Origin of the sequence: Caballeronia calidae (assembly GCF_900044055.2) — a bacterium.
GTDB lineage: Bacteria > Pseudomonadota > Gammaproteobacteria > Burkholderiales > Burkholderiaceae > Caballeronia > Caballeronia calidae.
The window spans coordinates 122,196-135,913 of sequence record NZ_FCOX02000010.1 but is presented as its reverse complement, the minus strand read 5'-3'; the positions used below and the strand labels follow the sequence as shown (position 1 = coordinate 135,913).

General features: G+C 63.0%; 13 protein-coding genes. 10 read left to right on the top strand and 3 right to left on the bottom strand.

Features of this window, described 5'->3' with window-relative positions; genetic code table 11:
* Position 1: 1 nt before the first annotated feature.
* Together hpnK and AWB78_RS12405 are read left to right on the top strand one after the other, a co-directional pair.
* A complete protein-coding gene (gene hpnK / locus AWB78_RS12410; RefSeq protein ID WP_062604876.1) occupies positions 2 to 853 on the top strand; it encodes a hopanoid biosynthesis-associated protein HpnK in 852 nt (283 codons plus the stop codon).
* On the top strand, positions 850 to 1,833 hold the full coding sequence (locus AWB78_RS12405; protein WP_062604875.1) for a lysylphosphatidylglycerol synthase domain-containing protein: 984 nt from the start codon (positions 850 to 852) through the stop codon (positions 1,831 to 1,833). Before hpnK ends, AWB78_RS12405 begins: the two co-directional genes overlap by 4 nt.
* Here the strand turns inward: AWB78_RS12405 and AWB78_RS12400 are convergent.
* From AWB78_RS12400 to AWB78_RS12390, 3 genes are all read right to left on the bottom strand, one after another.
* Positions 1,817 to 2,137, bottom strand: a complete 321-nt coding sequence (locus AWB78_RS12400; RefSeq protein ID WP_062604874.1) for a putative quinol monooxygenase — start codon at positions 2,135 to 2,137, stop codon at positions 1,817 to 1,819. The two genes, AWB78_RS12405 and AWB78_RS12400, sit on opposite strands and share 17 nt — an antisense overlap.
* Before the next feature lie 64 nt (positions 2,138 to 2,201).
* A complete protein-coding gene (locus AWB78_RS12395) occupies positions 2,202 to 3,314 on the bottom strand; it encodes an isocitrate/isopropylmalate dehydrogenase family protein (protein ID WP_062604873.1) in 1,113 nt (370 codons plus the stop codon).
* A gap of 43 nt (positions 3,315 to 3,357) precedes the next feature.
* Entirely contained in the window at positions 3,358 to 4,062 is a 705-nt protein-coding gene (locus tag AWB78_RS12390; RefSeq protein ID WP_062604872.1) for a GntR family transcriptional regulator, read from the bottom strand.
* A 140-nt stretch (positions 4,063 to 4,202) separates the two neighbouring features.
* Between AWB78_RS12390 and AWB78_RS12385 the strand changes: the two genes are divergently transcribed.
* The 8 genes from AWB78_RS12385 (at position 4,203) to AWB78_RS12350 (ending at position 13,599) form a co-directional block, all read left to right on the top strand.
* Entirely contained in the window at positions 4,203 to 5,498 is a 1,296-nt protein-coding gene (locus tag AWB78_RS12385) for an MFS transporter (protein ID WP_062604871.1), read from the top strand.
* Between the two features lie 51 nt (positions 5,499 to 5,549).
* Positions 5,550 to 6,455 (top strand): LysR family transcriptional regulator, encoded by a 906-nt coding sequence (locus tag AWB78_RS12380; protein WP_062604870.1) that lies wholly within the window; start codon positions 5,550 to 5,552, stop codon positions 6,453 to 6,455.
* Between the two features lie 123 nt (positions 6,456 to 6,578).
* Positions 6,579 to 7,769, top strand: a complete 1,191-nt coding sequence (locus tag AWB78_RS12375) for a CaiB/BaiF CoA transferase family protein (RefSeq protein WP_062604869.1) — start codon at positions 6,579 to 6,581, stop codon at positions 7,767 to 7,769.
* Positions 7,770 to 7,781: 12 nt separating this feature from the next.
* Complete coding sequence (locus AWB78_RS12370; protein WP_062604868.1) at positions 7,782 to 8,747, top strand: hydroxymethylglutaryl-CoA lyase; 966 nt, start codon at positions 7,782 to 7,784, stop codon at positions 8,745 to 8,747.
* A gap of 12 nt (positions 8,748 to 8,759) precedes the next feature.
* Complete coding sequence (locus AWB78_RS12365; protein WP_062604867.1) at positions 8,760 to 9,770, top strand: SMP-30/gluconolactonase/LRE family protein; 1,011 nt, start codon at positions 8,760 to 8,762, stop codon at positions 9,768 to 9,770.
* Between the two features lie 57 nt (positions 9,771 to 9,827).
* The gene (locus AWB78_RS12360; RefSeq protein ID WP_082883302.1) at positions 9,828 to 11,150 is read left to right on the top strand and encodes an MFS transporter; all 1,323 of its coding nucleotides are present in this window, start codon (positions 9,828 to 9,830) and stop codon (positions 11,148 to 11,150) included.
* A 44-nt stretch (positions 11,151 to 11,194) separates the two neighbouring features.
* Positions 11,195 to 12,508: a dicarboxylate/amino acid:cation symporter gene (locus tag AWB78_RS12355; RefSeq protein ID WP_062604865.1), complete on the top strand. Its 1,314-nt coding sequence runs from the start codon at positions 11,195 to 11,197 to the stop codon at positions 12,506 to 12,508.
* A gap of 89 nt (positions 12,509 to 12,597) precedes the next feature.
* A complete protein-coding gene (locus AWB78_RS12350; RefSeq protein ID WP_062604864.1) occupies positions 12,598 to 13,599 on the top strand; it encodes a D-2-hydroxyacid dehydrogenase in 1,002 nt (333 codons plus the stop codon).
* Positions 13,600 to 13,718 lie beyond the last annotated feature (119 nt).

Here is a 13,718-nt window from a genome sequence, read left to right as displayed (position 1 = left end):
CGTGCGCGGTGTGATCGTCACTGCCGACGACTTCGGACTGCACGAACGCGTGAACAAGGCGGTCGAGCTCGCGCACCGCGAAGGCGTGCTCGATTGCGCAAGCCTGATGGTGAGCGGCGCCGCCGCGAGCGATGCGGTGGATCGCGCGCGCAAACTCCCCCGGTTGCGTGTGGGTTTGCATATCGTGCTAGCCGACGGCGTGCCGACTTCGCCTTTGGAAACCATCCCCGAACTCGTCGACGGCACTGGCCGTTTCGGCGATCGCATGACGCGTGATGGATTCCGCTTCTTTTTCCTGCCGCGCGTGCGTCAGCAGTTGGCAAACGAAATCCGCGCGCAATTCGAAGCGTTCGCCGCGACCGGTCTCGAGCTCGACCATGTCAATTCGCACAAGCACTTCCATCTGCATCCCACGGTGCTTTCGCTCATCCTTCAGATCGGACAACAGTTCGGGATGCGCGCAATGCGTCTGCCCCGCGAAGCAGGCGGACACTGGATGCTGGCTCCGTGGGCTGGCTGGATGAAGACACGGTTGAATCGTGCAGGCATTGCGCACAACGACTGGATGGCGGGCATGTCCAGGACGGGTCGCATGGATGAAACGGCGATGCTCGAATCGGTCGCTCGTGCACCGAACGGCGTGCTGGAGCTATACAGCCATCCCGCCGTCGAAGGCAACGAACCGATCACCCACTCCATGCGCGATTATCGTCACGCGGACGAACTGGCGGCGCTGTGCTCGCCGCGTGTCGCGCAGGCGATCTCCGCAACCGGGGCATGGCGTGGCGCTTTCTCGGACATCGTCGCGCGTGCTTCGCCAGAAGGGCGCAATGAAACGAGCTTCGGCGCATGATGTCCCTGCTCAGACGACTGGCGTGGATGCGCTGGCCCATTGCCGTGGCCCTGCTTATCGCGCTGGCGCTGCACGGAGGCTTCGTCGAGGCGTTCGCGCTCATCGAACGCGCAGGGCCCGTCCTGCTTTGGCTCGTGCCTCTTCACGCACTGCCGCTTCTGCTCGACGCGCGCGCCTGGCAGGTGCTGCTCGGCGGGCGTCTGCCGTTGATGACGCTGTCGTGGATCGCCGTCGTAAGGGAAGCTGTCGGACGCTTGCTGCCCGTCCTGGGTATCGGTGGCGAGTTGATCGGCATTCGACTCGCATCCCGCTACGAGAAGGATGTCAGCGTGGTGAGCGCTTCGGTGGTCGTCGAAACGCTCGTGACCGTAGCTGTCAAGTTCGCGTTCGCCATGCTGGGACTTGCGATCCTGTGCATGGATCTAAGCGCTGCGCATGGCCTATCCCGAATCATTGCATGGGGGCTGTTGACGTCCTTACCCATTGCGTTCTGCGCTTTCGCAGTGGCGCAACGGGGGGCGCCGTTTCGTCGTCTCGAAGCGATGGCGTGCCGCTGGATCGGCGAGTCCAACGCTCTCGTGATGAAGCTCGACGGCAAGCGTCTGGACGACGAGATCAGCTCACTGTTGCGACGCACATCACAGTGCGCGAGCGCATTCGCATGGCAATTTTCCAGCTATGTGGTTGGTGCCTCGGAGATTTACCTTGGATTTGCGATGCTCGGGCATCCAGTGTCCATCGCGGCCGCCGTTGCAATCGAGGCCCTGACGCAGTGCATCCGCAGCGCGTTTTTCATCATGCCAGCCGGACTAGGGGTTCAGGAGGCGGCAATCGTGACGATTTCAGGCGCCTTTGGAATCGATCGCGAAGCGGCGCTATCGCTCGCACTGCTTCGACGCGCAAGAGAATTCATATGGGGCGCGATAGCACTGGCGCTTTGGCGTGTTCTTTCGCCTGGTCAGGTCAAGGAATTCGCTTGATCGAGCGTCCAGGCACTGTTTGCAGCAACAGCAAGAATCGCTCGACTTTTTTTTCACTCACCCATGGCGCGGACTCGCGATCGAAGTCGAGGAAATGAGACGCGGCGAGATGCAGTTTGAACGCGTCTTCATCGACGTATTTTTCATAAAGGAAGAACACCGGACGTTCATGCGCCTCGCATACGTCGAACACGATGCAGCCTTCCTCTACTCTCAGCGATGTCGCTGCATTCGCGAGAATCGCGCGGCGAAACTCATCCCGATGTGCTTCGTGGACCGTGAACGTCACAGCAATGATGAACATGTCGAGGCTGGTTTGAACTGTACGCGTGCGGCCGGACCGCAATCGCAGCCCGGCTCGCGGTGGCTTATCTGTTCGCGTAAGGCAGCGCTGCGATGACTGCTTCGGTCATCGCTCGCGTACCGGCCGAGCCGCCGTATTCCATCGGGCGCGTTTCGCCCTTCGCCAGCACCATCTGCAACGCGTTCTCGATGTTGCGCGCGCGTTGCGCCAGCATGGGCTGATCGAAACGATCGGCGAGCCAGTCGAGCATCATCGCACCGGACAGGAACATCGCGCCGGGATTGGCCTTGTCCTGTCCCGCGATGTCCGGTGCCGTGCCGTGCGCCGGCTGAAACAGCCCGTGGTCGTCACCGATATCCGCAGACGGCGCCATGCCCATTCCGCCAATGAGTCCCGCCGCGAGATCGGACAGAATATCGCCGAACATGTTTTCGGTGACGAGCACATCGAGGGTCCACGGCTTCGCGACCATCGTCAGCGCCATCGCATCGACATACGCGTGGTCGGCCGACACATCCTCGTACTTGCGCGCGACGTCATTGAAGACATCGCGGAAGAAGGCCATCGACGTGAACACGTTCGCCTTATCGACGCACGTCACGCGCGCCTTGCCGCGACGCGCCTTTCTGCGTTCGGCCAGATCAAAGGCAAAGCGGCTGATCCGCTCGGTGCCGCGTCGCGTGATCTGCATCGTGTCGTACGCTTCGCCGGCTTGGTTGTCGACGGTGCCGCGTCCGCGCGCATAAAAGAGGCCTTCGGTCTGCTCGCGCACGAGCACGAAGTCGATGTCGGTCGCGCGTTCGTTCGCGAGCACCTTCGGCAAGCCCGGAAACCAGCGAATCGGCCGCACGCCCGCGTACAGGTCGAGCGCCATTCGCAGATCGAGTTGCGGAATCGGCTCGGTGCCGTCGGGATAGCGCACGTCCGGCCAGCCCATCGCGCCGAACAGAACCGCGTGCGCGTTGCGCGCGGCATCGAGCGTACGTTCGGGCAGCGCTTCGCCCGCAGCCGCATAGTGCTGCGCGCCCGCTTCGTATGAAGTCATCCGGAGTGTCGGGCCCTTGTCGTGTTTCTGCGCGGCATCGAGCAGCGCGATGCACGCGTTCATGACTTCTACACCGATACCGTCTCCGGGCAATACCGCAATCTTGAATTCCGATGGGCTGACTTGTGACATGGACCTGATCTCTGTGAATGTTTCGTGATGCCTCGAACGCCTTTTAGAGCGCGCTGAGTCCCAACCGGGTGAGCAAGCCGAGCAGTTCTTCGCCCGCGCGCTCGCGATGCGCGCGCTGCACGGCGCCCGCCTTCGCGACATCGCCCTTGCGAATCGCCGATACCAGCGCGCTGTGTTCCTTCGTCGAATTGACCGGCTTCGGCCGGATGCGCAACGTGACCATCCGCGCGCGATGCGCGCGATCCCAGAAATTCAGCACGACGCTGCGCAGCATCTCGTTGCCGCATAGATCGAGCAGATGCGTGTGGAACTGCTCGTCGGCGCGCGCCCATGCGTCGAGATCGTCGGCGGCGAGCGCTTCGTCCATCGCTTCGCTCGCGCGTTTGAGCGGCTTCAGTTCTTCCGCGCTCAAGCCGCGCGCCGCGACGAGTTCCGCCGCCGTCGATTCGAGCGACGTGAGGATCTGGTAAATCTGCTTCATGTCGTCCGGCGAGACCGGCAACACGCGCATCCCGTGACGCGGCGTCACCTTGATGAGCCCCTCCTGCTGAAGACGCATCAACGCTTCGCGAACAGGCGTGCGGCTCATGCCGAGCAGTTCCGAGATTTCGATCTCGGTCGCCTGAAAACCCACCGTCCAGATGTTATCCAGAATGTTTCTTCTCATCGCGACATACGCTGTCGCGCTCATCCTGCCCGCCGCGTTCTCTTTCTCCGATACCCGCGACGACGCCGTATCCGTGGCCATGAATCACCTCCCGCCTGCTCGTAAAAGTCCCTAGTCGATAAGTTATCACATTCAACAATGTATACGTTAAGATATTTTTACGGTTTTTCATCGACATGCAGGAGCCGGTGCAGCCGGCATATAACAGGAGACGCAGCCGCATGGAAACAACCCAGATCGGTCCCGCCACATTGCGGCGAGTGACCACGATCCTCGTGCCCTTTCTGATGTTTTGCTATCTCGTGTCGTTCATCGACCGGGTCAACGTCGGCTTCGCGGCATTTCAGATGAACCGCGATATCGGCATCAGTCCGTCGGTGTTCGGGCTCGGCGGCGGTCTGTTCTTTCTCAGCTATTTCCTCTTCGAGGTGCCGAGCAATCTGGCGATGAAGCGCTTCGGCGCGCGCAAGTGGATCGCGCGGATCATGCTGAGCTGGGGCGTGATCTCGGGCCTCACCGCGTTCGTCACCGGCCCGAATTCGTTCTATGCGATCCGCTTCCTGCTCGGCGCAGCCGAAGCGGGCTTCTTTCCGGGCGTCATCCTGTATCTGACGCAGTGGTTTCCGGCGGCGCATCGCGGACGCATCGTGAGCTTCTTCTATGTCGCGGTGCCGCTCTCCAGCTTCGTCGGCTCGCCCATCTCCGCTGCGTTGCTCGACATGCAGGGAATCGGCGGATTGCACGGCTGGCAGTGGCTCTTCATCATCGAAGCGATTCCGGCGATGTTGCTCGCGATCGTCACGTATCTCTGGCTGCCAGACCAGCCGAACGACGCACGCTGGCTGGACGCGAATCAAAAGCGCTGGCTGAACGGCACGCTCGCCGCCGAGCGCGCGCAACGGGAACTCGATGCGCCCGTTCACGATGAGCGCACCTGGCGCATCATGTTTCATCCGCAAGTGCTGCTGTTGTCGCTCGTGTATGCGGGAACGTCGGCGGCGAGCAACGGCTTGTCCTTGTGGCAGCCGCAGATCATCAAGAGCTATGGGCTGTCGAACATTCAGGCGGGCTGGCTGAATGCGCTTCCGTTCGCCGTCGCTTCAGTCGCGATGATCTGGTGGGGTGTGCGCTCCGACAAGAAGCGCGAACGCATCTGGAGCACCGCCCTGCCGCTCACGCTATCGGCCATCGCGCTCGGCGCCTGCACGATGACGACGCAGCTCGCGCCCGCCGTGCTTTGTCTCGTCCTCACGCTCGTCGGCACATACGCGTTCAAGGGCCCCTTCTGGGCGCTGTCGAGCGAGCGCCTCGGGCCGAGGGCCGCCGCGGCCGGTCTTGCGCAGATCAACGCGGTCGGCAATCTCGCCGGCTTCGTCGGCACGTATCTGATCGGCGTGATTCGCGAGCAGACGGGCAGCTTCGCCATCGCGCTGACGCCGGTGATGGCGCTGCAGATCGTCGGCATCCTGTTGCTGCTCGTGTCGAGCCGGCGTTCAGTGGCGGCACGGCACGCCTGAGCACGTTTCCGTTACAGTGGCGGCACGGCACGATTCACGTGAAGCCACATCATGACGAGCTACTTTCATTACGACCTGCATTCGCTGCGGCTGTTTATCGTCGTCGCGGAAACCGGCAGTCTGACGCGTGCCGCCGATCGCACGAGCATGACGCTGTCGGCGGTGAGCAAGCGCATCGCCGACCTCGAGCGCAGCACCGGCTGCACGTTGCTGCTGCGCCAGCCGCGCGGCGTCGAACTGACCGCCGCCGGCAAGGGCCTTCTGGCGCATGCGCGTCAGGTGGTCGAACGCGTGAACCGCATGGCCAACGAGATGAGCGACTATGCCGTCGGCGTGCGCGGCCATGTGCGCATGTGGGCGAACACATCGGCGATCGTGCAGTTCCTTCCGCGTGACGTGCGCATCTTTCTCGCCGATAACCCGAGCGTCAAGATATCGCTGGAAGAGCGTTTGAGCGGCGATATCGTGGCGGCCGTCACGACCGGCGATGCGGACATCGGCATCTTCGCGGACAACGTGCCCGCACCGAACATCGACAAGGCGGTGTATCGGCAAGACCGGCTCGTGCTGCTGGTGCCCAATGGTCATGCGCTCGCATCGCGCGAACAGGTCGCCTTCGTCGACACGCTCGATTACGAGTACGTCGGTCTCAACGAAGGCAGCTCGCTCCTCGCGCGTCTGCTGGATGCCGCGTTCAGCGCCGAGCGCACGCTCAAGGTTCGAATTCAGGTCAGCAGTTTCGACGGCATCTGCAGAATGATCGAGCAAGGACTCGGCATCGGCGTGTTGCCGGAAGCGGCGGTGCGCACCGAGATCCTCGCGGCAGGCCTTCGTCCCGTTCGCCTCCTCGACGACTGGGCGGACCGCACGCTCTGGATCGGCACCCGCTCGCGCGATGCACTTTCGCCCGAAGCCGCCCGTCTGTTCGACTTCATGTCCGCGCAAACGCAAGCCTGACAAGGCGCCCGGCGCCTTTCCAAAACGGAAAGGGTCGTTGAAAATTCATTGATTTTCAGCGCGGCCGGTTTGTTTCACAGTGAAGCATCGCATCCCCATAACGACGCTTCACAGGAGACAACCGTGACGAAGCCGCTGGCAGGCGTACGCGTGCTCGAAATGGGACAGCTCATCGCCGGTCCCTTCGCTGGAAAGATGCTCGCCGAGTTCGGCGCGCAAGTCATCAAGATCGAACCGCCCGGCACGGGCGATCCGCTGCGCAAATGGCGCCTGCTTCATGAAGGCACGTCGGTGTGGTGGGCGGCGCAGTCGCGCAACAAGGAATCGTTGACGCTCGATCTTCGCTCGCCCGAAGGACAGGACGTCGCGCGAAAGCTCATCGCACAGAGCGATGTGCTCATCGAAAACTTCCGTCCCGGCACGCTCGAAGCGTGGGGCCTCGGCTGGGATGAACTGCACACGCTCAATCCCGGTCTCGTGATGTTGCGCGTCTCGGGCTACGGCCAGACGGGACCGTATCGCGACCGGCCCGGCTTCGGTGTCGTCGCCGAAGCAATGGGCGGCTTGCGGCATTTGAGCGGCGAACCCGGCCGCACGCCGGTGCGCGTGGGCGTGTCCATCGGCGATTCGCTTTCCGCGCTGCATGGCGTGATCGGCATTCTGCTCGCGCTGCGTCATCGCGATCAGAACGGCGGTGAAGGACAGATGATCGATGTCGCGCTGTACGAATCGGTCTTCAACATGATGGAGAGCCTGTTGCCCGAGTTCTCCGCGTTCGGCACGGTGCGTCAGCCGGCGGGCAGCAGCCTGCCGGGCATCGCGCCGTCGAACGCGTATCGCTGCGCTGACGGTAAATACGCGCTGATCGCGGGCAACGGCGACAGCATCTTCCGCCGCCTCATAGATCTGATCGGCCGCCGCGATCTCGCCGATGATCCCGCCCTCGCACAGAACGACGGCCGCGTGAAGCAGGTCGAGCGTATCGACGCCGCCATCGCCGAATGGGCGAATCGCCAGCCGCTCGACGACGTGCTCGCCGCGCTCAACGAAGCGCGCATTCCGGCCGGCAAGATCTATGACGTCGCCGATATCGCGAGCGACCCGCACTATCGCGCGCGCGACATGATCCTCGATGCGCATCTGCACGACGGCACGCCGGTGCAAGTGCCCGGCATTGTCCCGAAGCTGAGCGCGACGCCCGGCACGGTCGAAAGCCACGCGCCGACGCTCGGCCAGCACACGGATGCGGTGCTCGAACGCATCGGCATCGACCAAACAACCCGCGACGCTTGGCGTGCGCGCGGCATCATCTGAGAGGAGTGCGCCATGACTGGCCAGCGTGTTTATATCCAGGAGGTCGCGACTCGCGACGGCTTCCAGAACGAAGCGCAATTCGTCGATACCGACGCGAAGATCGCGCTCATCGACGACTTGAGCGCGTGCGGCTACGCGAAGATCGAAGTGACCTCGTTCACCTCGCCGAAAGCGATTCCCGCGCTGCGCGATGCCGAAGCCGTGATGCACGGCATCGCGCGGCGCGAAGGCATCGTCTATACCGTGCTCGTGCCGAATATTCGCGGCGCCGAACGCGCGCTGTCGTGCGGCGTCGATGAAGTCAATCTGGTGATGTCAGTAAGCGAAAGCCACAATCGCACGAATCTGCGCATGAGCCGCGAGCAGTCGTTCGCGCAATTGCGCGATGTGATCGGCGTGGTGAAGCAGACGAACGTGGCGATCAACGTGTCGCTCTCGACCGCGATGGGCTGCCCGATGGAAGGCGACGTCGCGCAGGAAGACGTGCTCGCGTGGATGCAGCGATTCGCCGATCTCGGCGTGCATGGCGTCACGCTTTGCGATACGACCGGCATGGCGTTCCCGTCGCAGGCCGGCGCGTTGTGCGCGGCGGCACGCGAGCGCTTTCCCGCGCTGGAACTCACGCTGCACTTCCACAACACGCGCGGCATGGCCCTCGCGAACACGCTGGCCGCGCTCGATGCGGGCATCGACCGTTTCGATGCATCGCTCGGCGGGCTGGGCGGCTGTCCGTATGCGCCGGGCGCGACCGGCAATGTCTGCACGGAAGAGCTCGTTCACATGCTCGAACTCGACGGCTACGACACGGGCGTCGATCTGTCCGCGCTGCTGTCCGCGTCGGCGCTGCTGCCGGGTTTGATCGGACACGACGTGCCGAGTCAGTTGCTCAAGGCCGGCCGTCGTCTCGATCTGCACGCGATGCCATGCGCCGCCAGGGACGGTCAGCCCGCACAACGCGCCTTCGCGCAAGCGGACTGAGGGAGCGGCGGCATGCAAAGCTATCCTCTTTCCCGCGATTTCCATGTGTCGTTCAGCGATCTGAAGATCGTCGCGCGCGGCCTCGTGCGGCCCGAATGCGTGCTCGCGCTCGACGACGGCACGTTGATCGCCGCGCACGGCGAAGGCGGCTATTCAGTCATCGCGTCCGATGGCGCGCTCACGCATCGGCTGATCGAGCCGCGCGATTCGACGCGCGCTTATGTGCCGAACGGCGTCGCGCTCGCGCCGAATGGCCGCGTGCTCTTCGCGGATCTCGGCCACGCGGACGGCGGCCTCTTTTCCATCGACAGGCAGGGCAAGCTCGAAACCGTGCTCGATGCCGTAGACGGCATCGCGCTTCCTCCCAGCAACTTCCTCTTCGTCGATGAGCACGGCCTGCTGTGGTTCACCGTCAGCACGCGCAAGATTCCGCGCAGCGAGGCGTGGAACCACTCGGTGACGGACGGTTTCATCGGTGTCGTCGATGAGAACGGCGCGCGCATTCTCGCCGACGGACTCGGCTACACGAACGAGGTCGCGATCTCGCCCGACCGCCGCTGGCTGTATGTGAACGAAACCTACGCGCAGCGCGTGAGCCGCTTCCCGCTGCTCGGCAAGCCGGGATCGCCCGTGCTCGGTCCGCGCGAAACCGTCGCGCAGTTCGATGGCGCCGATCTCCCGGACGGCCTTGCCTTCGACGCGCACGGCGGGCTGTGGCTGACCTGCATCGCGAGCAATCGCGTGCTGCTCGTGCGCCCCGATGGCGATGTGCAGGTCATCCTCGCCGATACCGACGCCGAACACGCCGAACGCATCGCGCGCGGCATACGCACGGGCACGCTGCAACACGCCGACATGCAGACGCCGGGACGCTCGCGGCTCGGCAATGTGTCGAGCATTGCGTTCGGCGGGCGCGACATGCGCACGGCGTACCTCGGCTGTCTGCTCGATGACTGCATCCGTTCGTTCCAAAGCCCGATCGCCGGGTTGGCGTTGCCGCACCGAAGCCGCCGTATCAGCTGATCGGATGAGGCCGCAGAGCCAGACCGATCCCATCATCGACACATGCAGGAGACGAGCATGAACGACATCGAATCGCGAACGATGCGCAAGATACTGCGCCGCTTCGCGCCCCTTCTCACCATCTGCTTCGTGGTGGCCTTTCTGGATCGCGTGAACGTCGGTTTCGCCGCGCTCACGATGAACCGCGATCTCGGTCTTTCCGCATCGGCTTTCGGGCTTGCCGCGGGACTCTTCTTCGTCAGCTATTTCGTTTTCGAAGTGCCGTCGAACATACTGCTGGAACGCGTGGGCGCGCGGCGCTGGATCGCACGCATCATGCTGACGTGGGGACTCTGCTCGGCGGCGACCGCATTCGTGCAGGGCGAGTGGTCGTTCTATGTCGTGCGCGTGCTGCTCGGCGCGGCGGAAGCGGGCTTCTTTCCGGGCGTCGTGTTCTTCCTGACGCTGTGGGTGCCGGCGACGTACCGCGCACGCGTGATCGGCGGCTTCATGGCCGCGATGCCGCTCGCCAGCGTCATCGGCTCGCCGCTATCCGGCTATCTGATGAGCCTGCACGGATGGCTCGGCCTCGCGGGCTGGCAGATCATGTTCCTGCTCGAAGCGTTGCCCTCGCTCGTGCTCGCCTTCGTCGTGCTGCGCGTTTTGCGCGATACACCGAAGGACGCCGAATGGCTCGACGACAACGAACGCGCCTGGCTCGAATCGACGCTGGCCGCCGAGCGCGCGAGCCGCGCGACGGCCGTCGAACACGGCATGCTCAATTTGCTGAAGAGTCCCGTGATCCTGCTGACCGCGCTCGCCTACTTCGGCGTGACCGGCTTCAATTACGGGCTGAGCTTCTTTCTGCCGCAGATCGTGCGCGCGTTCGATCTCAGCATCCAGCAAGTGGGTTATGTCAGCGCGCTGCCGTTCGTCGCGGGCGCGGCGGGCATGATTCTGTGGGGCCGTCATTCCGATCGCACCGACGAGCGTCGATTCCATCTCCTGTTTCCGCTGGCACTGGCCGCCATCGGACTTGCGGGATCGACGCTCGTCGCCGCGCCCGTGCTCAAGCTCGCGCTGCTGTGCGTGGCGAGCTTCGGCGTGTTCTCGGCGCTGCCCGTCTTCTGGGTCGTGGCACCTCGCCTGCTCGGACCGGCTGCCGCCGCAGCGGGTATCGCGCTCATCAATTCGCTCGGCAATCTGTCGGGATTCGTCAATCCGTACGCTGTCGGGCTCATCAAGGATGCGACCGGCAGCTTCAACGGCGGCCTGCAGCTGATCGCCGCCTTCGGTGTCGTGGCCCTGACGATTCTCTTCTTCGTCACGCGGCGTATGCACGGCGCGTTGCGTCGGGACGGCATGTCCGCCTCGAACCCTTATATCGAACTGAAGCGGTGAACGGCGCATAAGCCGACCCGATCGAACATTGCAGGAGACAAAGCATGAGCATCGCAACGGAAGCGTCGGTCGAGACGCAAGCCATCCCTCGCCCGCGCAAGCGGTGGTTCGAGCATCTGTACATCCAGGTCCTGATCGCAGTGGTCCTCGGCATCCTGCTGGGGCACTTCTATCCCGCCGCCGGCGAAGCGATGAAGCCGCTCGGCGACAACTTTCTGAAGCTCATCAAGCTGATGATCGCGCCGCTGATCTTCTGCACGGTGGTGCACGGCATCGCGAGCATGAACGACATCAAGTCGGTGGGGCGCGTCGGCATGAAGTCGCTGATCTACTTCGAGGCGATGACGACGCTGGCGCTCGCCATCGGCCTGATCGCAGTGAACATCATGAAGCCGGGCAGCGGCATGCATATCGACCCGCGCACGCTCGACGTGTCGTCCATCGCTGCCTATACGAAAGCCGCTCACGACCAGAGCGTCGTCGGGTTTCTGTCGCACATCATTCCGACGACCGTCTTCGGCGCGTTCGCGGAAGGTGACATCCTGCAGGTGCTGTTCATCTCGATCATCTTCGCGTTCGCGCTTCAGATGCTCGGCGAACGAGGCAAGCCTCTGCTCTCGGTCATCGACGCCGGCGCGAGCACGTTCTTCAACATGGTCCGCATCGTGATGTATGTATCGCCCATCGGCGCGTTCGGCGCGATCGCATTCACGATCGGCAAGTACGGCGTGGTCTCGCTGAGTTCATATGGGCAGCTTCTGCTGACCTACTACCTGACCGGACTCGTCTTCGTCTTCGTGGTGCTCGGCGCGGTGTGCAGACTCGCGGGATTCAGTTTGATCGCCTTTCTGCGCTACATCCGCGAAGAGCTGCTTCTCGTCCTCGGCACGTCTTCGTCGGAGTCGGCGCTGCCCCGGCTCATGGCGAAGCTGGAGAAGCTCGGCTGCGAGAAGTCCGTCGTCGGTCTGGTCGTGCCCGCCGGATATTCCTTCAACCTGGATGGCAGTTGCATCAACATGACCGTGCTCGCCATCTTCATTGCGCAGGCCACGGACAGCACGCTCAGTATCGGCCATCAACTCACGCTGCTGCTCGTTCTGCTGCTCACGTCCAAGGGCGCGGCGAGCGTCAGCGGCGGCGCGTTCATCGTGCTGGCGGCGACGCTCAGCTCCGTGCCCGGCATCCCCGTCGCAGGCCTGGTGCTGGTGCTGGGTATCTATCGATTCATCTCGGAAGGTGGCGCGCTGATCAACGTCATCGGCAATGGCATCGCGACGATCGTCGTCGCGAAATGGGAGAAGGCTCTCGATCGCGAAACATTCAAGAGCCAGCTTGCCCTCGGGCCGCGCGATGATTAATCAAAGGAACATTCGGATTGGAATCAGCCCATGCCCGGCTTCGTGAGTTCGCGACCCGCATCCTTACCTATTCATCCAAGCGATACAAAATGACTTCTTCATCCTCGCCTCTGCGCGTCGTTTTTCTCGACCGATCGACTATTCCTTCGAACACGCGTCTGAAGCACCTGCCGTTCAGTCACGAGTTGCAAGTCTTCGAGTCCACGAAGCCTGAGGAAGCGCTCGACCGCGTTCGCGATGCCGATATCGTCATCACCAACAAAGTGAAGCTCAGCCGCGACGTGATCGCTCAAGCGAGGAAGCTGAAGCTGATCGCGATCGCCGCGACCGGCTCCGATAACGTCGACACGGGCGCCTGCAACGAAGCGGGCATATCGGTTTGCAACGTCCGCAACTACGCCGTGCACACGGTGCCGGAGCACACGTTCGCGCTGATCTTTGCACTTCGCCGAAGTCTGACTGCTTATCGTGCGGCGGTGCAAGCGGGGCGCTGGCAGGCGTCCGGGCAGTTCTGCTTTTTCGACTACCCCATCAAGGATCTGGCGGGTTCGACGCTCGGCATCATCGGTGATGGCGCATTGGGAAGGGCCACCGCGGATATGGGCAGAGCACTGGGGCTGAAGGTGCTTTTCTCGGCATTCAAGGGGCGCGGCGACATGGGCATGCTTTACACCCCCTTCGAAAAAGTGCTCGAGGAGTCCGACATCATCTCGCTCCATTGCCCGCTCAACGAACAGACGCGTGACCTCATCGGCGATGCCGAGTTCGCACGGATGAAGCAGCACCCGCTTCTCATCAACACGGCGCGTGGTGGACTCGTCAATGAGCCGGCATTGGTTCGTGCTCTGAAAGATGGCCTGATTTCCGGCGCCGGTTTCGATGTCGTTACTCGGGAACCGCTTCCGGACGACAATCCGCTGCATGAAATTCTGGATCATCCGGCCTTCATACTCACGCCTCATATCGCCTGGGCAAGCGAGCAAGCAATTCAGACGCTCGCCGATCAACTCATGGACAACATCAGCGCCTATGTTCAGGGGACGCCGCGAAACATCATCAACGCACCGAACAGCTATCGACCGGCTGCCTGAGCATGCTCAGGATGGCATGCTGCGCCCCCTCACGCCAGTGAGAAAGAGAAACATCCTTCCTGAGTTCGAATAAGTTCGATTAAGTTCGAATCGTCACCGATGCCGCGTGGATAGTGCGC

Coding starts and splice junctions, on each gene's coding strand:
- AWB78_RS12405 (WP_062604875.1), top strand. CDS start 850: ATGATGTCCCTGCTCAGACGACTGGCGTGGATGCGCTGGCCCATTGCC.
- AWB78_RS12400 (WP_062604874.1), bottom strand. CDS start 2,137: ATGTTCATCATTGCTGTGACGTTCACGGTCCACGAAGCACATCGGGAT.
- AWB78_RS12395 (WP_062604873.1), bottom strand. CDS start 3,314: ATGTCACAAGTCAGCCCATCGGAATTCAAGATTGCGGTATTGCCCGGA.
- AWB78_RS12390 (WP_062604872.1), bottom strand. CDS start 4,062: ATGGCCACGGATACGGCGTCGTCGCGGGTATCGGAGAAAGAGAACGCG.
- AWB78_RS12385 (WP_062604871.1), top strand. CDS start 4,203: ATGGAAACAACCCAGATCGGTCCCGCCACATTGCGGCGAGTGACCACG.
- AWB78_RS12380 (WP_062604870.1), top strand. CDS start 5,550: ATGACGAGCTACTTTCATTACGACCTGCATTCGCTGCGGCTGTTTATC.
- AWB78_RS12370 (WP_062604868.1), top strand. CDS start 7,782: ATGACTGGCCAGCGTGTTTATATCCAGGAGGTCGCGACTCGCGACGGC.
- AWB78_RS12365 (WP_062604867.1), top strand. CDS start 8,760: ATGCAAAGCTATCCTCTTTCCCGCGATTTCCATGTGTCGTTCAGCGAT.
- AWB78_RS12360 (WP_082883302.1), top strand. CDS start 9,828: ATGAACGACATCGAATCGCGAACGATGCGCAAGATACTGCGCCGCTTC.
- AWB78_RS12355 (WP_062604865.1), top strand. CDS start 11,195: ATGAGCATCGCAACGGAAGCGTCGGTCGAGACGCAAGCCATCCCTCGC.
- AWB78_RS12350 (WP_062604864.1), top strand. CDS start 12,598: ATGACTTCTTCATCCTCGCCTCTGCGCGTCGTTTTTCTCGACCGATCG.